General features: G+C 60.5%; 18 protein-coding genes. 11 read left to right on the top strand and 7 right to left on the bottom strand.

Annotated elements, in window-relative coordinates; all coding sequences use genetic code 11:
- Window positions 1-192: 192 nt before the first annotated feature.
- Complete coding sequence (locus tag GNG29_RS02900; RefSeq protein ID WP_114317151.1) at window positions 193-378, top strand: DUF2767 domain-containing protein; 186 nt, start codon at window positions 193-195, stop codon at window positions 376-378.
- A 41-nt stretch (window positions 379-419) separates the two neighbouring features.
- On the opposite strand, the gene GNG29_RS02895 is transcribed toward GNG29_RS02900, so the two are convergent.
- Window positions 420-1,541, bottom strand: a complete 1,122-nt coding sequence (locus GNG29_RS02895; protein WP_156653829.1) for a cupin domain-containing protein — start codon at window positions 1,539-1,541, stop codon at window positions 420-422.
- A 208-nt stretch (window positions 1,542-1,749) separates the two neighbouring features.
- On the opposite strand from GNG29_RS02895, the gene GNG29_RS02890 reads away from it, so the two are divergent.
- Window positions 1,750-2,046, top strand: a complete 297-nt coding sequence (locus tag GNG29_RS02890) for an SH3 domain-containing protein (protein WP_114316006.1) — start codon at window positions 1,750-1,752, stop codon at window positions 2,044-2,046.
- Here GNG29_RS02890 and GNG29_RS02885 read toward each other — a convergent pair.
- Window positions 2,043-2,813 carry a DeoR/GlpR family DNA-binding transcription regulator gene (locus tag GNG29_RS02885; protein WP_156653828.1) on the bottom strand — a complete coding sequence of 257 codons (771 nt, stop codon included), beginning with the start codon at window positions 2,811-2,813 and terminating at the stop codon, window positions 2,043-2,045. The two genes, GNG29_RS02890 and GNG29_RS02885, sit on opposite strands and share 4 nt — an antisense overlap.
- A gap of 97 nt (window positions 2,814-2,910) precedes the next feature.
- Between GNG29_RS02885 and GNG29_RS02880 the strand changes: the two genes are divergently transcribed.
- From GNG29_RS02880 to GNG29_RS02865, 4 genes are all read left to right on the top strand, one after another.
- Window positions 2,911-3,069 (top strand): hypothetical protein, encoded by a 159-nt coding sequence (locus GNG29_RS02880; RefSeq protein WP_156653827.1) that lies wholly within the window; start codon window positions 2,911-2,913, stop codon window positions 3,067-3,069.
- Window positions 3,066-4,223, top strand: a complete 1,158-nt coding sequence (locus GNG29_RS02875) for an MFS transporter (protein ID WP_156653826.1) — start codon at window positions 3,066-3,068, stop codon at window positions 4,221-4,223. Before GNG29_RS02880 ends, GNG29_RS02875 begins: the two co-directional genes overlap by 4 nt.
- Before the next feature lies 1 nt (window position 4,224).
- On the top strand, window positions 4,225-4,611 hold the full coding sequence (locus tag GNG29_RS02870; RefSeq protein ID WP_156237681.1) for a VOC family protein: 387 nt from the start codon (window positions 4,225-4,227) through the stop codon (window positions 4,609-4,611).
- A 388-nt stretch (window positions 4,612-4,999) separates the two neighbouring features.
- A complete protein-coding gene (locus GNG29_RS02865) occupies window positions 5,000-5,599 on the top strand; it encodes a response regulator transcription factor (protein ID WP_156653825.1) in 600 nt (199 codons plus the stop codon).
- A 9-nt stretch (window positions 5,600-5,608) separates the two neighbouring features.
- On the opposite strand, the gene GNG29_RS02860 is transcribed toward GNG29_RS02865, so the two are convergent.
- Genes GNG29_RS02860 through GNG29_RS02840 form a run of 5 tightly spaced genes read right to left on the bottom strand, consistent with a single transcriptional unit; the run spans window position 5,609 to window position 12,881 of the window.
- Window positions 5,609-11,212, bottom strand: a complete 5,604-nt coding sequence (locus GNG29_RS02860; RefSeq protein ID WP_156653824.1) for an AAA family ATPase — start codon at window positions 11,210-11,212, stop codon at window positions 5,609-5,611.
- 58 nt (window positions 11,213-11,270) lie between these two features.
- A complete protein-coding gene (locus tag GNG29_RS02855) occupies window positions 11,271-11,639 on the bottom strand; it encodes a response regulator (protein ID WP_156653823.1) in 369 nt (122 codons plus the stop codon).
- Between the two features lie 26 nt (window positions 11,640-11,665).
- Window positions 11,666-11,923 (bottom strand): DUF1427 family protein, encoded by a 258-nt coding sequence (locus GNG29_RS02850; RefSeq protein ID WP_103823084.1) that lies wholly within the window; start codon window positions 11,921-11,923, stop codon window positions 11,666-11,668.
- On the bottom strand, window positions 11,920-12,129 hold the full coding sequence (locus tag GNG29_RS02845) for a DUF1427 family protein (protein ID WP_032616311.1): 210 nt from the start codon (window positions 12,127-12,129) through the stop codon (window positions 11,920-11,922). Before GNG29_RS02845 ends, GNG29_RS02850 begins: the two co-directional genes overlap by 4 nt.
- 59 nt (window positions 12,130-12,188) lie before the next feature.
- On the bottom strand, window positions 12,189-12,881 hold the full coding sequence (locus GNG29_RS02840) for a hydrolase (protein ID WP_103823317.1): 693 nt from the start codon (window positions 12,879-12,881) through the stop codon (window positions 12,189-12,191).
- 234 nt (window positions 12,882-13,115) lie between these two features.
- Between GNG29_RS02840 and GNG29_RS02835 the strand changes: the two genes are divergently transcribed.
- The 5 genes from GNG29_RS02835 (at window position 13,116) to GNG29_RS02815 (ending at window position 18,727) form a co-directional block, all read left to right on the top strand.
- Complete coding sequence (locus GNG29_RS02835; protein WP_156653822.1) at window positions 13,116-14,987, top strand: amidohydrolase; 1,872 nt, start codon at window positions 13,116-13,118, stop codon at window positions 14,985-14,987.
- A gap of 5 nt (window positions 14,988-14,992) precedes the next feature.
- On the top strand, window positions 14,993-15,403 hold the full coding sequence (locus GNG29_RS02830; protein ID WP_409201133.1) for a DoxX family protein: 411 nt from the start codon (window positions 14,993-14,995) through the stop codon (window positions 15,401-15,403).
- The gene (locus GNG29_RS02825; protein ID WP_156653820.1) at window positions 15,400-17,010 is read left to right on the top strand and encodes an MFS transporter; all 1,611 of its coding nucleotides are present in this window, start codon (window positions 15,400-15,402) and stop codon (window positions 17,008-17,010) included. Before GNG29_RS02830 ends, GNG29_RS02825 begins: the two co-directional genes overlap by 4 nt.
- Window positions 17,011-17,040: 30 nt before the next feature.
- On the top strand, window positions 17,041-17,862 hold the full coding sequence (locus tag GNG29_RS02820) for an alpha/beta fold hydrolase (protein ID WP_156653819.1): 822 nt from the start codon (window positions 17,041-17,043) through the stop codon (window positions 17,860-17,862).
- Window positions 17,863-18,175: 313 nt separating this feature from the next.
- Window positions 18,176-18,727, top strand: a complete 552-nt coding sequence (locus tag GNG29_RS02815; protein WP_156653818.1) for a hypothetical protein — start codon at window positions 18,176-18,178, stop codon at window positions 18,725-18,727.
- Window positions 18,728-18,897: the final 170 nt, after the last annotated feature.

The following is an 18,897-nucleotide window of genomic DNA, read 5'->3' as shown; positions in this document are numbered from 1 at the left end:
GGTTTCTACGGGTGTGACACGAAACTAACTGTAGTCCATAAATAACGTTTCTACCGCCTCATTAGCATTTCGAAACATTATTTCCCGCCGCGTTTAAGGTTCGCACGAAATATATAAGAATCAACTGAGAAATATTCCAGGCACGTGATTATGCCGCATAATTATCTTCACGCACTCAACACGGAGGCATATATGGTAGAAACGCATCGTACCGAAATATCCCTGGCTCTTGGTGAAGCGGTTTTAGATATCGTCCAGAAAGGCCAGGAGGTGTCGAGAGAGAATCTGGCACGGGCCATGAAAAGTAAAGCGGAGCGAGAACCTGATGACGAGCGCCTACTCGATTACTGGAAAGCCTGTCATATCCTCGCCGCTTAAAGTTGGCGGCGTGGGGCCTGTGCCCCGCGCCGCCTTTGTGATCATTCGTCGAAGTACCAGTAACCCTGGTTAATCAGTCCGGTCAGCTCTATCACAAACGCCGGATTTTGCAGGGCATCCCCCAGCTCAGCACGGCTAAGCTCGGTGTAGCGACACAGTGCATCCGCTGCGTTTGCATCCGACACCTCCAGCCGCTCGCTGTTGATAAAGAAGCTGCCCCCGACATTCAGCACCCGCAACCCGCTCAGGCGAGTCAGCGTTTCGCCGCCCGTCAGCGCGTCCAGCACCTCTTCCGGGGTGTACTCCGGTTCCGCCGGGGCAATATCCAGCTCGTGGCGCGGCGTCGAGATGAAGCTGCCAAACCACTGTGTAAAATCGTCTGGCTTGCTGATCATGTCGATCATCATCTTGCGCAGACGCTCAAGTTCATAGGCTTCAACCCGGCCCGGATGCTCCCGGCAGGTGAGATCCGGATCGCTGTAGTGCTCCCCGCCCAGATCGTTTTCCAGCGCGTAATCGGCAAAGCTGCTGATCAGATCCCGGCCATTCGGCCCGCGGAAGCCTACGGAGTAGTTGAGCGCCGTCTCGTGGGTGAAGCCGTCGTGCGGGAATCCAGGCGGAATATAGAGAATATCGCCCGGGGCCAGATCTTCATCGATGATCGGCTCAAAAGGATCGACATGCAGCAGCGCCGGATGCGGACAGAACTGACGCATCGGCAGCTTGTCGCCTACGCGCCAGCGACGGCTGCCCATCCCCTGGATGATAAACACATCGTACTGATCGATATGTGGACCCACGCCGCCGCCCGGCACCGAGAAGGAGATCATCAGATCGTCCAGACGCCAGTCCGGCAGCACGCGGAACGGGCGCACCAGTTCGGCAGAAGGGGCGTGCCAGTGGTTTACCGCCTGCGCCAGCAGCGACCAGCCGGTTTCGCCTAAGCCATCGAAGTGTTCAAACGGACCGTTGCTGGCATGCCATTTGCCCTCTTTATGGCTCACCAGGCGACTGTCCACCTCCGGATCCATCGCCAGCCCTGCCAGCTCATCGGGGCTGATAGGATCGACAAAATTGGGCAGTGCGTTTTTGAGAACAACGGGTTTCTTTTGCCAGTATTTTTCTAAAAATTCCGGCCAGTTCAGGTTGAGTTGATACGCCATGGTTAGCACCAGTTAAAAAGACAAACGGGTGTGATTATAGGAAGAGGTGGGGCCGCGCTGCCTTGTCGTGGGTCAAGAGGGAATGAAAACCTGCCGCATTCAGCCATTCGCATGACACAGGGTGACAGTTTCACGCTTTATCGTGAGCGCGAGTTACAGAGCGACTTATATCGTTAATCACTAAGAGCATATTGTCATGAGGCCTGCCATGAGCCCGTTTATTGAACTGCCGGTTTCCGCCAGCGTAAAGACCCTGATGGGGGTATATACCCGTAAGGAGAACCCGTCCGTTTTCGCACCTGTGGCCGGTGAGCTGCCTGAAGGAAGCGTGGTTCGCATTCAGGCGGCGGTGGTGGGTGATGCGGTGCAGGGCAATCCGCACTGGTACCGGATTGATGAAGAGACCTTTATCTGGGCGGGCGCCTGCACGCCGATCCAGCCCCGTCCCGAATTTCCCCCAGCTACGCGCGTTAACTGGACGGCGGTGGTGTTTGCGGTGCGTTAGGCGCTGATAACCCGCACATCCTCTGCCGTAAACGCCGCAATCGCCTCCTGCTCCAGGCTCGCCTCCACCACCAGCACGTCGATATCACTGCTTTTCGCTACTACAAAGCGCGCCACGCCGGGGATTTTGTCGGTGGTGAGCGCCACGATGGTCTGGCTGCTCTGGCTAATTACCGCTTTCTTGAACTCGCAGTCAGCAAAGTCGAACCCGGTCAGCCCCATGCCGGGATCCATCGCGCAGCCGCCGATAAACGCCTGATCGAAAATCATCCCCTGGATCTGGCTCGCCGCCGTCGCCCCCACGGCCCCGCCGGAGCTGCGCTGGATCTGTCCGCCGGTGATGATCACCTCGCACAGGGGGTGACGCAGCAGCTCTGCGGCGATGGCCGGGGAGTTAGTCACCACGGTGACGGCCAGATCCGGTGGTAGCGCCTTCGCCAGCGCAAGGTTGGTGGTGCCGGTATCGATAAAGATACAGCTGCCCGGCTTGATCAGGGTTGCCGCTTTCTGCGCGATCGTGGCTTTTTTTGCATGGTTTTGTTGCTCACGGCTGTAGAAGTTCCCGGCATCGGCCAGCTGTAACACCGCGCCGCCATAGACCTTCTTACAGAACCCTTCTTTGCTAAGCTCATGTAAATCACGGCGGATCGTGTGTTCCGATACCTGCATCCGGGTCGCCAGGTCGGCACAGACCACCCGGCCATTTTCTTGCAGGATCTGGCGGATCCGATCTTGTCGTTGTTCCGGGAAAGCTGCATAATCGAGCATAAATTATCTTCTCTGGATTTGAATCGAGCAACAATGCGCATAATGTTGCATGAACGCCTGCTCTGTCAATCCATGCCATCACAACCGGAGCGTCACAATGAAGCGCGATGATGATTACCATCAGCAGGTGCCCGCCACTCAGCCCTATGACGGCTTCCTGTTTGAACCTGTAAACGCAGATGCGCGCGCCGGGGAAACGGTGCAGCGCAAGACGCCTGCCCCCCCGTTACTGAAACCGTATAAGGATGTGAAATGACCTCTCAGACCACCGGAGCCGTCCACCGGCTTGCCACCCGGATCGTCTTTTTTATTGCCGGTTACGTGACCGCCACCTGGGCGGTGCTGGTGCCTTTCGCCAAAGCCAACACCGACGTTAACGAGGCCACGCTTGGCTCGCTCCTGCTCTGTCTGGGGATGGGGGCGTTAATTGCGATGCCGCTCACCGGGATGCTGACCAGCCGCTACGGCTGCCGCCGGGTGATTATCACCGCGATGGCGATCGTCCTGCTCACTACCCCACTGCTTGCTATCATCCCGGATCCACGCCTGCTCGCCGCCGCATTGCTGTTGTTTGGCGTGGGGGTCGGCGTGACGGACTGCGCCATGAATATTCAGGCGATCATCGTTGAGCGCGACGCCCCCGGGCCGGTGATGTCCGGTTTTCACGGCATGTACAGCGTGGGCGGCATCGCGGGCGCCGGGGCGATGACCCTACTGTTGACCCTCGGGGCCAGCGCTTTTGTCGCCTGCCTGATCATCATCCTGAGCGTTATCCTGATGCTCGCTTTCAGCCTGAAAGGGCTGCTGCCCTGGGCTAATCCCGCCTCTGGCCCGGCCTTTGCGGTGCCGCGAGGCGTGGTGCTGCTGATCGGCCTCATCTGCTTTGCCGTGTTTCTCGCCGAAGGCACGGTGCTGGACTGGAGCGCGGTGTTCCTGACCGAGGTGCGCGGCGTGCCTGAATCCCTGGGTGGGCTGGGCTTCACCTGCTTCTCGGTGGCGATGACCTTTTTCCGCTTAACCGGCGATAAATTGATCGCCCGCACCGGTGCGCTGCGCGCCGTGGTGGGGGGTGCCATCGTGGCCGCCGCAGGGTTTGCGCTGGTGACCTTTGTCCCGCAGTGGCAGTTGTCACTGCTGGGCTACGTGCTGGTGGGCGCCGGTTGCGCCAATATCGTGCCGGTGATGTTCTCCGCCGTTGGCCGTCAGACCCGCATGCCGCAGGCGGTTGCCGTCCCGGCCATCACCACCCTGGGCTATCTCGGCGTGCTCGCCGGGCCCGCGATTATCGGTTTCGTGGCGCATTCCACCTCTTTAACCCAGGCGTTTATGGTCATTATGGTGCTGATGCTGGTCGTCGCCCTGCTCTCCGTGACCGTCACCGCCTCTCAACCCGCCCGCAGCGAGGGATAAGATGAATATTGCACACGTGGCACTCTGGACCCGTAACCTGGACGCGCAGGTCCACTTCTGGGAGACGGTTTTTGGCGGCCAGCGTAACGAACGCTACCTCAGTAAAAACCGTCCCGGTTTTGAATCGCACTTTATAACGCTTTCCGACGGACCGACCATCGAGCTAATGACGGTGCCGGATCTGCCCGATCGCCCGTCGCACCCGGAGTTTGTCGGCTGGGCGCATATCGCGCTGAACGTAGGCAGCAAGGCGGATGTGGATCGGATGGCGGAGCAGGCGCGGCTGAATAACACGCTGCTGAGCGCCCCAAGGATGACGGGTGATGGCTATTATGAAGCGGTCATTGCGGACCCGGACGGGAACCGTATTGAGCTGGTGGGGGAGTAATCTGCCAATATTTTACCCCTCGGGAGAGAGCATCAGGCAGCACTGCGGCATCGCCGGGTGGCGGCTACGCCTTACCCGGCCTACAAAACTAACCCTCTCCCCAAAGAGGAGAGGGGATCGTCCTTGCGACTATCAAGCGTCCTCCCCTTCTTTATTGGCGACAATTTGACCATTTCTGGCCTACGCTTACCCAATGTGAAAAGCGGTTTTGAATACTCACCCCTCGCTTTCATATAGTTATCATATTGTTAAATGATAATGAGAATTAATGTGTTAGAGTAATTGCGTTCGAAAGCTGCCGCCATACTCGCTTGATCGTCAGGGAGGTAGCTTGCACGCTGAGCGAAAATCCTCTCATCTCTGTCAGGCTGAAACATTGGGGCTATTAATGGAACACATTGTCTATGTCGTTGATGATGATCACGCTGTCAGGCGGTCCGTGGTCGGGCTGCTGGAGTCTGCCGGGCTGAACGCCCTCGACTTCTCCTCGGCAGAATCTTTTCTGCAACACACCTTTGAAGATGTGCCCTCCTGCGTGATCCTCGATATGCAGATGCCCACCATCAGCGGGTTTGAAGTGGCGGACTCCCTGAAGGCCAGCGGGCGCGAGATCCCGATAATCTATCTTACCGGTCACGGCACCATTCCGATGACGGTGAAGGCGATGAAGGGCGGTGCGTATGAGTTTCTCACCAAGCCGGTGGCGTCGAACGATCTGCTGAACTCCATTGGCGACGCGCTGAAGCTGGCGGAAGAGAACGCTCTGCAGTTGCGGGAGCAGTACTCTCTGAAGCAGCGCCATCTCTCGCTAACGCCGCGGGAACAAGAGGTGTTGCAGCTGGCGATCAGCGGGATGCTGAACAAGCAGATCGCCGCCGAGCTGGGGGTGAGTGAAATCACCGTCAAAGTCCACCGCCGACGGGTGATGGACAAAATGCAGGCCCGCTCGCTGGCGGATCTGGTCAGGGCCGCGGAGCGCCTGACCTGAAGCCAGCCCTCAGAGTGACGTCTCGCCCTCCGCCAGCGGCAGGGTAAAAGCAAAGACAGAGCCGTACGGCTCGCGGTTGCGGGCCGTCAGCTTGCCGCGATGGCGCTCGATAATGCTGTAGCTGATGGTCAGCCCCACCCCCATCCCCTGGGCTTTGGTGGAGTAGAATGAGTCAAAGATGCGCTCTGTCTGCCCCGGCGCGATGCCGGTACCGCTGTCGACGATTTCAAATGTGATCCCGCCCCCTTCCGGGTTCGAGGTAGAGAGCAGCAGCGTACCGGGCCGCGTTTTGATCTCGGCCATCGCCTCCACCGCGTTCATCACCAGATTCAACAGCACCTGCTGGATCTGCACGCTGTCAGCCACAACAAAACTGTTCGCCGCCGCCAGGGCATAGCTGACGCTGATGCTCCGCCGCTCCAGCTCGCTGCGCGACAGGGTGATGATGTGCCGCACCAGATGGTGCAGATCGATGCGGGCAAAGGCCGGATCCTGTTTGCGGGTGAGGGACTGCAGGCTGCGAATGATCTCTCCTGCCCGCTCCCCCTCGGAGACAATCTCTTCCAGCCCGAGCCTGGCCTTATCCAGCCGGGCCGGATCGCGGTTCAGCCAGCGCAGGCTGGCCCCGGCATTCGCGACAATCGACATCAGCGGCTGGTTGATCTCGTGGGCGATGGACGAGGTTAACTGCCCGACGGTGGTCGCCCGGGAGACGCGGGCCAGCTCGGCCTGCGCCACCCGCATGGCATCTTCCGCCGTCCGCTGGGTGGTGATGTCGGTGATAATGCCGTAATACTCATTCACCTCGCTGCCCACACCGACCGGATCGCCAATCCCCAGAATGGTGCGCACGGCGCCGTCGCCACGAATAATGCGGAACTCGGCGCGCATGGTCAGGCCATCGCGCACGCTCTCGGTCACCAGGGTGCTGATGCGCGGATAGTCATCCTGATGCACAAAGGTGAGAAACTCCGCCATCGAGATCATCTTCTGCTTCTCCGGCAGGCCCAGAATGCGGGCGTACTCCTCCGACATAAACATCAGATCCTGCTGCAGCTCCCAGCGCCAGCTGCCGGTATGGCTGATCTGCTCCCCCAGCATCAGCGAGGTCTGGCTGGCCCGCAGCTCTTTCTCCACCCGACGCCGCTGCTGGTTCTCCTCCAGCAGCTCGGCATAGAGCCGGGCGGTCTCCAGCGAGATGGCGGCGTGTGCCCCCAGCAGGCTGACCACCCGGGAGTGCTCGACGGTAAAGACCTCCGGCATCAGGCGGTTCTCCAGGTAGAGCACCCCCACCAGCCGCGCCTGCTTGAACATCGGCACGCACATCACCGCCGCGCCGGAGGTGACCAGATACGGGTCCTGGCTGAAGGGGTGGAACTCTTCCGGTTTGCCGGTGTGGATCTCCTGCCCGGTGCGGATCACCGCCGCCAGTACCGTCAGCGGCATCTCGGTGGCCGTCGGCACCTCTTTGCGGATCTGCACCTGCACCCCGTCGGTGGTGGTGCTGGCGCTGGCCTCGATCTCCGGGATGTTATTGTCATTCACCCGGATTAAAAAGCCGCGCTGCGCCCCGGCCCGCTCCAGCAGGATGGTCATCAGGGTTTCGATCAGCCGTTCGAGGTTGATCTCTTCCGACAGGGCGCGCGACGCCTTGATAACGCTCTGTAAATCGCGGATCTCCTCGTTACGGGCAAAGGCCACCGTGTCCCAGGCGTTGGCCTGGCCGGGGGCCAGCAGGTAGGGGAAATCCCGCTCCAGCTGGCGTATTTTGGACTGCGCCCCGGCCCGTCCCCAGGCGGTCATCGCCCCGCGGAAATGTGCCTCGGCGGCGGTGGTGTAGCCGCAGGCGTGGGCGAAGCGGCCCGCCAGCTCGTGGGCCAGGGCGTTGAAGGGGTTGAAGCCCCCTTCGCGCGACAGGCGCACCGCCTTCTCGTACTGTTCGAGGGCGATGCTGTTCATGCCGTCGAGGCGCACGATCTCGGCGTAGATCAACGCCTCTTTATCGGCGAAGGTGCCGGGGTTAACCCGCGCCCAGAGGGCGATCTTGTCGTAATGAAGATGGATCTGACGGCGCAGATCGGCGGAAAAGGTCTCCGGGGTCAGCTGCTGCGAGAGGGTGAGCGCGCTGTAAAGGTGGTAGTCCAGCAGGTGGATATGGCCCGGCGCGGACCAGGCAAAGCGCCCGGCCTGGGCCAGATTATCTGCCGCCAGGGGGAACTCGCCGCAGGCGAAGTGGGCCATGCCGCGGTAGAGCCAGAACCAGAACAGCATGGTGGAGGTCTGCTCCGGAGCCTGCTCTGTAGCTCCGGGCAGCAGGGATTGCGGCAGCACCTCGCTGGCGCTCCACTGCCCGTTCACCGGGGTGCGCAGGTGCTCCACGTAGTGGCGCTGCATCAGCAGGATCGCCTCTATGTCCTGAAAATGGGTTTTACGCACGAAGGCCAGTCCGCGCTCAATGCTCATCAGCACCGCGTCGAGGTGATCGCCCCGGGTGAGGAAGTTGATCACCTGGTGACAGGCGGCGAAGCAGGCCACCGTCATATCGCCGTGCGTCACGGCGGAGGTGAAGCAGGCCTTGGCGCACTCAATGGTGTAGCCCAGCGGCTGGGTCCAGACGCTAAGCTGATCCAGCGCCAGCAGGGTTTTGGCTTCAAAGGCGTCGTAACCGTGGCGGTTGACCAGCTCCCGGGCCAGGGTGCCGTACTGGAAGCCGAGGCGATACTCAGCGTAGCGGTGGCCAATCAGCACCCCGAACCACGCCATCGCGGTGGTGGAGGCGCCGGTGATGCCGTGATCCAGCGTCAGGTGCATCATCCGGCACAGCAGTATGAAATGCAGGCGCGAGCTGGTGAAGCTGGCGAACAGGCTGGCGCTGTTGAGCAGGTTCATCACCGCCTCGGTGTCGCCATCTTTCATCAGCGGCAAGCGGCTAAAATGATCCTGCGGGTTCTCGCCAACGCGGTTGCACAGGCTCTGCCAGGCCTCGTCGCACTCGGCGGTCTCCGGGAAGCGGCTGACGTGAATGCCAAACACCGCCAGCCAGCACAGAGCCGCCTCCAGCGCCAGCCGGTTGTCGGACTGGCGCATGTAGACTTCGGCCAGCAGGTTGGCCGCCAGGGCTTTCTCCGCCAGCCCACCGGGGGAGCCGAGAATGCGGTCGCACAGCCTGCGGGTGGCCTCGAGATTGCCCAGCGCAAACTCGCAGCCCGCCTCTTCGCTGTCGAGAATAAAGTCGCTGGTGCTCTCGGGCGCCGATCCGGCGTTGCCCAGCGCCCGGGCGGTCTGGATATAGCTCAGGGCCGACAGATAATCCCCCGAGCGCCGGGCGCGGCGGGCGGCCAGCAGGCTCAGCTCGCGGAACATCTGGCGCTGGGGCGCAGGCTGAATGCTGTCCAGCGCCGCCGTCACGTGGTGGACGGCGCGGAACAGGATTTCATTGCCCGCCGCCTGGCGGGCCGACTCCGCCAGCAGGCTGGCGGTGGTAAGGTGCAGGCGGCTGCGCTCGGCATTATCCAGCAGGGCGAAGGCCGCCTCCTGAACCCGGTCGTGGATAAAGGCATAGCCTTCGTCGCTGAGGGTGATCAGCTGCGCCGTCACCGCCGGATGCAGGGCGTAGCGGATCTCCGCCACCGACATCGACACCACCCGGCAGACCATCTCCAGCTCGCCGCTGCCGCCCAGACAGGCGATGCTGCCCAGCAGCCGACGGGTCTCTTCGGGCATCTCCTCCAGCTGCTGAAGCACCAGCGTGACCACGTTTTCGGTGTAGTGCCGGGTGCGGATGGCGTGCAGATCGTAGTGCCACTTATCCTGATATTTGTTGTGCGTTACCAGCCCGTCATCGACGATACGGCGGAAGAACTCATGGACAAACAGCGGATTGCCGCCGGTTTTCTCGTGGATCAGCCCGGCCAGATCCGCGGTGCTGGCGGAGCGGGTATGGAAGATGCTCGCCAGCCAGCGCGACACCGCCTTCACCGACAGCGGCTCCGGGCGCAGCTCGGTGGTATTGCGCGAGGCCCGGTGCAGGTTCGCCAGCTGCTGATTCAGGGTTGCGTCCGGCACCGGGCAGACATCCCGGTGCGCCACCACCAGCAGCAGCGGCACGTTACTGGCGTTGGTCAGCAGGTACTCCAGAATTTGCAGGCTGGCGGCGTCGATCCAGTGGATATCATCCAGCAGCAACACCAGCGGGCAGCCCGCGCTGGCGAAGGTTTTCACCAGCGCCAGTACCATATGGCTGAAGCGCGCCCGGGCGTCGAGGGAGAAGCTGTCGCTGGAGAAGCGCGGCTTGTTCTCCAGCAGCAGCCGCAGCTCCGGCACCAGGCTGACGGCCAGCTCTTCATACCCCTCCAGCTCCCGCGACAGGCGGATCTTCCACTGCGCCACCTCCGTTGCCGACAGCCCCAGCAGGTGCAGCACCAGGGTGCGAAAGGCTGAGCTCAGGGCGGCATAGGGCAGCGTGGGGGAAAACTGATCCACCTTGCCTACCGCCAGCAGCACGTTGCGGTGCTGTAGCGCCTTTAGCGCCGAGGCGATAAGGGACGATTTACCGATCCCCGACGGGCCGCTGATCGCCACAAACCCGGCGAGGTTGTCGCGGCATACCCGGTCAAAGGCGTGGATCAGATCCGCCGCCTGGGGATGGGCGGTGTAGAGGGTATCGGTAAGATGAAACGCCGGGGAGCGATCCTGCAAGCCGGGGGTAAAGGCGGCAATATCGCCCTCGTCGCTCAGGGTAGCCTGGCAGCGGCGCAGGTCGGCGATCAGGCCGTCGATGGTCTGGTAACGATTTTCCGGTTTTTTCGCCAGCATCTTCAGGATGATGGCCGAGATCATGGCGGGCACGCCGGGGCAGACCGCTCCCGGGGAGCGCGGCTCCGAGGCGATGTGGTAGTGCGCCCACTTGCCCTGATCCTGGCCGCCCAGCTCAAACGGCAGGCTGCCGGTGAGCAGCTCGTAGAGCACCACCCCGAGGCTGTAGAGATCGCTGCGGCTGTCTACCGAGCGGTGGGTACGGGTGGTGTGCTCTGGCGACATGTAAGCGGGCGTGCCGCCGACGATGGCCAGTCGCGTCTGCTGTAGCTCTTCCGAGGCGCCGGACGACAGGCCAAAACCCCCAAGACGACAGCTGTTGTCGTCATGAATAAAGATATTGCCGGGCTTGATATCCCCGTGTACCAGGTTGCGCAGATGCATCAGACGCAGAGGGAGGCTGATGCGGATCGCCAGCTCCAGGAAGCTCTGGATACAGGCCATCGGCGCACCGACGATGCGCGTCAGCAGCACAAAGGAAAAAGGGGCGTAAACCAGTGCAAAGCGCCCGTGGTACTGCGTGGTGGCGACCGGACGGATAGCCCAGTCGTCGCTCAGGTACTCCCGCAGGGCAAACTCATTACGCAGCAGGCGCGTTGCGCTGGCCTCTTCTTCATCGCTCACGGCGGTGGCGATAATAAACGACCCGCCGGAACTGGGCAGGCGGGCATTCAGCCAGCAGAGGCTTCCCTCCTGGCCCAGCGGGGTAAAAATGACATCTTCTTTAAGCACAAAAGCCCGCCCTTCGGATAAATTTCCGGGGGCGGGCCAGAGTGCAGGCAGCGATGGGGTGTTCATCCACGTTTCCTTATTTTTCTTCATTAATGGTTCTCGTGGGATAACGGTGCAGGTGGTATCAGGTGGCGAGCGCGCGCTGAATGTGCGCCAGCAGCACATCGACGTTTATCGGCTTGCGCAAAAAAGCAACGGCGCCATTATCAACAGCGTAGCGCTCTATGTTGTCATCCGCATGACCTGAGATAAAAATGATCGGCGGCGGTGAACTGGCGATAAGGTGCAGCCTGTCGAGCATCTCCAGACCGTTCATCCCCCGCAGGCGGATGTCGGCAATCACCAGCGCCGCATCTGTCAGCGCGGTGGGGTGGCTGAGAAACCCCTCCGCCGAGTCGAAGGCTTCTGTGGCATACCCCTCCGACTGCAGCAGGTTGCTTAACCCGCTGCGAACAGACCGTTCATCATCAATGATGGCTATGCGCTGCGGCATGCTCTCTTTCCTCAATATGGACGTGATTAACCCTCGCTGCCGTCGCCGGGACGGGGTGGAGGCGGAGTGCCGCTGATTTTGGGTACGCATTCGTGGCGAAACCAGGTCATCGTCAGCTGACGGCTGAACAGGCGGCGGCCAATCGGGATCAACTGCTCCCCCACCAGCATGCCAAACAGCCCCATCAGCGCAACAACGGGCGGCGCGGGCGAGTGTACATCAATTGCGGCATAAATAACCCCTGCCAGAATTCCGCAGCTCAGCGAAACGACCCAGGCTTTCATGACGAGGCTCCTGTGGAGAGGGTGACAGGCGCCTTTTGCGCGGTGTCGTCAGCATGCAAAAAATGGCGGGTGGCCTGTTCACCGGCCAGCATGCCCAGCAGACCAATCAGCGCCAGCGCGGGCGGCGCCGGAGAACGGACTTTCAGCAGCGCGTAGAGCAGGCCGATAAGCACGCCTGCCGCGAGGGAAATTAACCCAGTACTCATGATGCACTCCAGAGAGGTCAGCGGCAGGCCGGATGAGGGCCCAGCATGCCGCTGTTAACTTAGCGGACCGGGGCCGGTACCGGCGCAAGGGTTTCGTGCTCGCTCTTCTGACGAGACGGTGCTTTGTGCACCATGGTGTAGGCGTAATCCACGCCCATGCCGTAGGCACCGGAGTGCTCACGCACGATATCCATTACCGCGTTGTAGGTCTCTTTGCGCGCCCAGTCACGCTGCCACTCCAGCATCACCTGCTGCCAGGTTACCGGGATCACGCCCGCCTGGATCATGCGCTGCATGGCGAAGTCGTGGGCCTCTTTTGAGGTGCCGCCGGAAGCGTCCGCCACCATGTAGATCTCGTAGTCGCCTTCCAGCATCGCGCACAGGGCGAAGGTGTTGTTGCACACTTCGGTCCACAGACCGGAGACCACCACTTTCTTCTTGCCGTTGGCTTCCAGCGCGTCACGCACTTTCTGGTCATCCCAGGAGTTCATGGAGGTACGCTCAAGGATCTCTTTGCCCGGGAAGACATCCAGCAGTTCCGGGAAGGTGTTGCCGGAGAAGCTTTCGGTTTCAACGGTGGTGATGGTGGTCGGGATGTTGAACACTTTGGCCGATTTCGCCAGCGCTACCACGTTGTTTTTCAGCACCTGACGGTCGATAGACTGCACGCCAAACGCCATCTGCGGCTGTTGGTCGATGAAGATAATCTGACAGTTATCCGGGGTTAACACTTCGAGCTTTGAGTTAGACATAATGGTATCCAGTGAGGTTAACAGGTGAAATCGCACCACGCGTTGACGATGCGTTGAGTGCATCCTATGCCTCTCTGGTCCCGGCGGTAATTATCTCTTTGTATAATTAACCTTTCGTATAGTTATACGCAGGTATAGTTATACTTTGGTATACCTATCCCTTTGTATAACTGGTTTTTTTCAGTAACCGGTTCCAATAATCCTGACCATTCCCCCTCTCAGTCAGGAGCAATTATGACTTCCTCTGCCAAAGCAGATCTGATTCTGGTGAATGGCCAGTTTCACACCGTCGATCGTGAAAATCCCCTCGCCGAAGCGGTGGCCGTGCGTGACGGTAAATTCCTTGCGGTGGGCACCGCTGCCGAGGTGATGCAGTACCACGACGACGCCACCAAAGTGGTGGATCTGAAAGGCCACACCGCCATCCCGGGCCTCAACGACTCGCACCTGCACCTGATCCGCGGCGGGCTGAACTACAACCTCGAGCTGCGCTGGGAAGGAGTGCCCTCGCTGGCTGACGCCCTGCGGATGCTCAAAGAGCAGGCCCTGCGCACCCCGTCACCGCAGTGGGTGCGCGTGGTGGGCGGCTGGAGCGAGTTCCAGTTCGCCGAGCGCCGGATGCCGACCCTGGACGAGATCAACGAGGCCGCGCCGGATACCCCGGTCTTTATCCTGCATCTGTACGACCGCGCCCTGCTCAACCGCGCGGCGCTGAAGGTGGTGGGTTACACCAAAGAGACGCCGAACCCGCCGGGCGGTGAGATCCAGCGCGATGCCAACGGTAACCCGACCGGGATGCTGATCGCCCGTCCGAACGCCATGATCCTCTACGCCACCCTCGCCAAAGGGCCGAAGCTGCCGCTGGAGCAGCAGGTGAACTCCACCCGCCAGTTTATGCGCGAGCTGAACCGTCTGGGCTTAACCAGCGCCATCGACGCCGGCGGCGGTTTTCAGAACTACCCGGAAGACTACGAGGTGATCGCCGAGCTGCACGAGAAAAAGCAGATGACCATCCGCATCGCCTACAACCTCTTCACCCAGCGCCCCGGCCACGAGCTGGAAGATTTCGAGAAGTGGACCGATATGCTCAAGCCGGGCCAGGGCACCGACTTCTTCCGCCATAACGGTGCGGGGGAGATGCTGGTCTTCTCCGCCGCCGACTTTGAAGATTTCCTCGAACCGCGCCCGGATCTGGCCCCCGGCATGGAGGACGAACTGGAGCGCGTGGTGCGCCATCTGGTGGAGCACCGCTGGCCGTTCCGCCTGCATGCTACCTACGACGAGTCCATCAGCCGGATGCTGGATGTCTTCGAGAAGGTGAACCGCGAGATCCCGTTCGACGGCCTGCACTGGTTCTTCGACCACGCCGAGACGGTGACCCAGCGCAACATCGACCGCATCAAGGCGCTGGGCGGCGGCATCGCCGTGCAGCACCGCATGGCCTTCCAGGGGGAGTACTTCGCCGAACGCTACGGGATGGAGGCGGTTCGCCACACTCCGCCGGTCACCCGTATGCTCGAGACCGGCGTGCCGGTGGGGCTGGGCACCGACGCCACCCGCGTGGCGAGCTACAACCCCTGGACTGCCCTCTACTGGCTGGTCTCTGGCCGTACCGTCGGCGGGATGCAGCTGTACGATCACAGCGCCCGTCTGGATCGCGACACCGCCCTGATGCTCTGGACCCAGGGCAGCGCCTGGTTCTCCAACGAGCAGAATCAGAAAGGCCAGATCAAAAAGGGCCAGCTCGCGGATCTGGCGGTGCTGAGCAAAGACTACTTCCGCGTGCCGGAAGAGGAGATCAAGGGCATCGAGTCGGTGCTGACGGTGGTGGATGGCGATATCGTTTACGCCGCAGGCAGCTTCGGTCCGCTGGCGCCGCCTGCCATCCCGGTTCTGCCGGAGTGGTCGCCGGTGGTGAAGGTGCCGGGTCACTACCGCAGTGCGCCACCACAGGCCGCCCGCGTGGGGATGCAGCCTGCGCACCACTGCAGCGGTCCGTGCGGGGTGCACAACCATTCGCACGATTTTGCCCGCACCGCAGAGATGCCGGTGGCCGACGATAACGCCTTCTGGGGAGCGCTGGGCTGCAGCTGCTTCGCGTTTTAATCATGATGAATTCACAAACACAGACCCTGCCCCGGATCGACCTGGGGCTGTTCTTCCTGCGCATCACCGGCAGCCTGCTGTTGCTCTATGTGCATGGCCTGCCGAAAGTGCTGCACTTCAGCGAAGAACTGACGCGGATCGAAGATCCCTTTGGCTTCGGGCCGTATTTCAGCCTGATCCCGGCGATCGTCGCCGAGGTGATCTGCCCGATCCTGATCCTGTTCGGCGTGGCGACCCGGCTGGCCTGCGTGCCAATCATCGCCGTGCTGCTGGTGGCGATGCTGGTAGTTCATCCGGGCTGGTCGATCGCCGAAGGTCAGTTTGGCTGGCTGCTGCTGATCATCTTCACCACCCTGGCAATCACCGGCCCCGGCGCGTGGCGGATACGCTCGCGTGCCACGGAGAGATTCGCATGACCCAGATCACCGACGCGCACGTGGAGCATCCGCCTGCCCCGACGATGTCCACCTGGCAGCCGCTGCACCAGCGAGTGTTCCGCATGCTGTGGATCGCCACGGTGGTGTCGAATGTCGGCTCCTGGATGAGCGACGTGGGGGTCAACTGGAGCATGCTGACCCTCAGCGCCGATCCGCTGGATATCGCCCTGGTGCAGGCGGCAAGCAGCCTGCCGATGTTCCTCTTCGCCCTGCCCTCCGGCGTGATGGCGGACATCGTCGACCGGCGTAAGTACCTGCTCTTTTCCCAGCTGTGGGTGTTTATCGCCGCGGCGGGACTGACGGTGCTGTCGTTTACCGGCCAGGTGACCCCGACGGTGCTGCTGGTGGCGGCCTTTCTGCTGAGCGTCGGCAGCGCCATGAGCTCGCCGCCGTTCCAGGCGGTGGTGCCGGATCTGGTGAGCAAGGCGGAGCTGGGCCCGGCGATTGCGCTGAACTCGCTGGGGGTGAACATCAGCCGCGCCATCGGCCCGGCGCTGGGGGGCTTTTTGCTCTCGCTGGCGGGGCCGTGGATGGTATTCCTGCTCAACGCCCTGTCGGTGCTGGGCGTGGCCTGGGTGCTGTGGCGCTGGAAACCTGCGGCATCGGTACAGCGCCTGCCGCCGGAACACTTTTTCTCGGCGGTGCGTGCCGGGGTGCGCTATGTGCACGCCGCCCCGGTGCTGCGTAACGTGTTGATTCGCACCGTGGCGTTCTTTGTCTTCGCCAGCGCGGGCTGGGCGCTGCTGCCGCTGGTGGCGCGCCGGGAGCTGGGCCTCGGCCCGGCGGGGTACGGCATCATGCTGGCCTGTATCGGGCTGGGGGCGATTGCCGGGGCGGTGCTGCTGCCGCGCCTGCGCCAGCGCCTCAATGCCGATCAATTGATGGTGGCGGCAAGCCTGGTCTTCGCCATCACCATGCTGGCCCTGGCCTTTGTGCGTCACTTCTGGCTGCTGAACCTGTTTGAGTTCTTCACCGGCTTTGCGTGGATCGCGGTGCTCTCCACCCTCAACCTGGGGGCGCAACGCAGCGCCGCACGCTGGGTGAAGGCCCGGGCGCTGGCGGTCTATCTGACGTTCTTCTTTGGCTCGATGACCGCGGGCAGCGCCCTCTGGGGGCAGATCGCCTCGCACGTGAACACCGCCACTTCGCTCTGCGTGGCAACGGTGGGGATGCTGCTGGCGAGCGCCACGGTGCTGCGCTGGAAGCTGGAGAAAGATCCTAACCTGAACCTCGACACCAGCGGGCTCATCGCCGACGACGCCCGGGAGAACATCCCCAACGAGCGCGGCCCGGTGCTGGTCTCCTGTGAGTACCGGATCGATCCTGAAGCGGTCAACGATTTCCTGCAGGCCGTCCACGAGCTGCGCCGGGTACGTCGCCGGGCGGGAGCCATCAGCTGGGCGGTGTATGAAGATATCGACCAGCCGGGCCTTTATATCGAGACCTTCCTGCTGGGATCGTGGGTGGAACACCTGCGCCTGCAGGAGCGCCACACCATGAATGACCACCTGCTGCAAAGCCGCGTGCTGGCTTTTCATCAGGGCGATGCACCCCCGGCGACCCGCTATCTGGTGGCGCCGGTTTAAAACCTAAAACAACCTTTTGAGGAAGAGACTATGGCTACGATCAAAGCGAAAGACGGCACGCAGATTTACTACAAAGACTGGGGTGCAGGTAAGCCGGTGCTGTTCAGCCACGGCTGGCCGCTGGATGCCGACATGTGGGACAGCCAGCTTAACTATCTGGCCGAGCGCGGCTTTCGCGCCATCGCCTTCGACCGTCGTGGCTTTGGCCGTTCGGATCAGCCCTGGAACGGCTACGACTACGACACCTTTGCCTCCGACATCAACGACCTGATCATCGCGCTGGATCTGCGCGACGTGACCCTGGTGGGCTTCTCCATGGGCGGCGGCGACGTCAGTCGTTATATCGGCACCTACGGCACCGACCGCGTGGCTGGCCTGGCGCTGCTGGGTGCGGTAACGCCGATCTTCGGTAAATCCGACTCTTATCCGCAGGGTGTGGATCAGTCAGTCTTCGCCGACATTCGTGACGGGCTGCTGAAAGATCGTGCCCAGTTCATCAGCGATTTCGCCACCCCGTTCTACGGCACCAACGCCGGGCAGACCGTCTCTGAGGGCGCCCTGACCCAGACCCTGAACATCGCCCTGCTGGCCTCGCTGAAAGGGACCCTGGACTGCGTGACCGCCTTTGCCGAGACCGACTTCCGCCCGGATATGGCGAAAGTCGACGTCCCGACGCTGGTGATCCACGGCAGCAATGACCAGATCGTACCGTTCGAAACCACCGGAAAAGTGGCGGCGGAGCTGATCGGCAACGCACAGCTGAAGGTGTATGACAACGCGCCGCACGGCTTTGCGCTGACGCATCAGGACCAGCTGAACGAAGATCTGCTGACGTTTGTGAAGTCGCTGTAAGTGTTTAAACGCCGGGTGGCGCTACGCTTACCCGGCCTACATGGTTTGTAGGCCCGTGCAAGCGCAGTGCCGCCGGGCGCTTTAATTACCTACATACTGTTCATGCCGATGTAATAACAGTTCCACACCCTTGCCGCAATCGGATGGTTGATTGTCTATGTCCTCCTGCAAATAACACTTGAATAATGCTTGAATTAAGTTTCACTCCACTTTTGCAAATTTGAAATATTACCCTCCTATAATTGACAGCAGAAAATAACAAATAATTATCATACAATGATAGCCATCTTCCTTAAGCGAACACGTTAATCATATGAAAAAAAATAACACCCCTTACTTAAGCAATCTTCAGTCATTATTTATTTCTATTGCATTAATAATTATTGGCTGCGGCATTACACCTTACACCAGCCTTGAAACCGCTTGGTTATTTCTGCTAGGAGGGCTTTTTTTATGTTTTAAATCAATTTTGGATAGCAAACGTCTGTCACGAATTGAGAAAGGTATCACCCTTATTTTTTTCGGGCTTTTTATGGGATTCGGCATTCCAGCCTTAATCCTAAAATATTATACGAACATTATCAGTGATAATTTCAAAGAGAATCTTCATTTATTTGAACAGATGGCGCTCTACGTTTGTGCTGGCGCAGGAGGAGGGATTCTGGCTAACTATGCAGAAAACATTAAAACCGTAGATGTCACCCCCTATATTAAAAATGAAACCGATAGTACAACATCAAATCTTATAAAAAATCTGCAAACCGAGGTGCGACTACAACGTAAAAAACTGGGGCAGTTACGTTTAGTATTAATAGTAACTGTAATATTAGGAGCGGCAAACCTCATCGTAGCCATATTGAAATGAGCTAAATGAACAGTAAACAGAGAATTAATGTTGGAATGTTAATGGGCATTAAAATTAAATACCATCTCTATCATTATCTATAACACCCAGAGTCAGGAGGATTTCAGCACGACATATTCTAGGTTCCCATATGCAATTCCTTTCCAGATGCCGCGCCGGGTGGCGCTACG

This window comes from Leclercia sp. Colony189 (genome assembly GCF_009740165.1).
GTDB lineage: Bacteria > Pseudomonadota > Gammaproteobacteria > Enterobacterales > Enterobacteriaceae > Enterobacter.
Note: the sequence above shows the minus strand (reverse complement) of the source record. Positions and strands in the feature narration are given on the sequence as shown.

What these genes read in the sequence shown, in the direction of transcription:
- GNG29_RS02900 (WP_114317151.1), top strand. Translation starts at nt 193, where the DNA reads ATGGTAGAAACGCATCGTACCGAAATATCCCTGGCTCTTGGTGAAGCG.
- GNG29_RS02895 (WP_156653829.1), bottom strand. Translation starts at nt 1,541, where the DNA reads ATGGCGTATCAACTCAACCTGAACTGGCCGGAATTTTTAGAAAAATAC.
- GNG29_RS02890 (WP_114316006.1), top strand. Translation starts at nt 1,750, where the DNA reads ATGAGCCCGTTTATTGAACTGCCGGTTTCCGCCAGCGTAAAGACCCTG.
- GNG29_RS02885 (WP_156653828.1), bottom strand. Translation starts at nt 2,813, where the DNA reads ATGCTCGATTATGCAGCTTTCCCGGAACAACGACAAGATCGGATCCGC.
- GNG29_RS02880 (WP_156653827.1), top strand. Translation starts at nt 2,911, where the DNA reads ATGAAGCGCGATGATGATTACCATCAGCAGGTGCCCGCCACTCAGCCC.
- GNG29_RS02875 (WP_156653826.1), top strand. Translation starts at nt 3,066, where the DNA reads ATGACCTCTCAGACCACCGGAGCCGTCCACCGGCTTGCCACCCGGATC.
- GNG29_RS02870 (WP_156237681.1), top strand. Translation starts at nt 4,225, where the DNA reads ATGAATATTGCACACGTGGCACTCTGGACCCGTAACCTGGACGCGCAG.
- GNG29_RS02865 (WP_156653825.1), top strand. Translation starts at nt 5,000, where the DNA reads ATGGAACACATTGTCTATGTCGTTGATGATGATCACGCTGTCAGGCGG.
- GNG29_RS02860 (WP_156653824.1), bottom strand. Translation starts at nt 11,212, where the DNA reads ATGAACACCCCATCGCTGCCTGCACTCTGGCCCGCCCCCGGAAATTTA.
- GNG29_RS02855 (WP_156653823.1), bottom strand. Translation starts at nt 11,639, where the DNA reads ATGCCGCAGCGCATAGCCATCATTGATGATGAACGGTCTGTTCGCAGC.
- GNG29_RS02850 (WP_103823084.1), bottom strand. Translation starts at nt 11,923, where the DNA reads ATGAAAGCCTGGGTCGTTTCGCTGAGCTGCGGAATTCTGGCAGGGGTT.
- GNG29_RS02845 (WP_032616311.1), bottom strand. Translation starts at nt 12,129, where the DNA reads ATGAGTACTGGGTTAATTTCCCTCGCGGCAGGCGTGCTTATCGGCCTG.
- GNG29_RS02840 (WP_103823317.1), bottom strand. Translation starts at nt 12,881, where the DNA reads ATGTCTAACTCAAAGCTCGAAGTGTTAACCCCGGATAACTGTCAGATT.
- GNG29_RS02835 (WP_156653822.1), top strand. Translation starts at nt 13,116, where the DNA reads ATGACTTCCTCTGCCAAAGCAGATCTGATTCTGGTGAATGGCCAGTTT.
- GNG29_RS02830 (WP_409201133.1), top strand. Translation starts at nt 14,993, where the DNA reads ATGAATTCACAAACACAGACCCTGCCCCGGATCGACCTGGGGCTGTTC.
- GNG29_RS02825 (WP_156653820.1), top strand. Translation starts at nt 15,400, where the DNA reads ATGACCCAGATCACCGACGCGCACGTGGAGCATCCGCCTGCCCCGACG.
- GNG29_RS02820 (WP_156653819.1), top strand. Translation starts at nt 17,041, where the DNA reads ATGGCTACGATCAAAGCGAAAGACGGCACGCAGATTTACTACAAAGAC.
- GNG29_RS02815 (WP_156653818.1), top strand. Translation starts at nt 18,176, where the DNA reads ATGAAAAAAAATAACACCCCTTACTTAAGCAATCTTCAGTCATTATTT.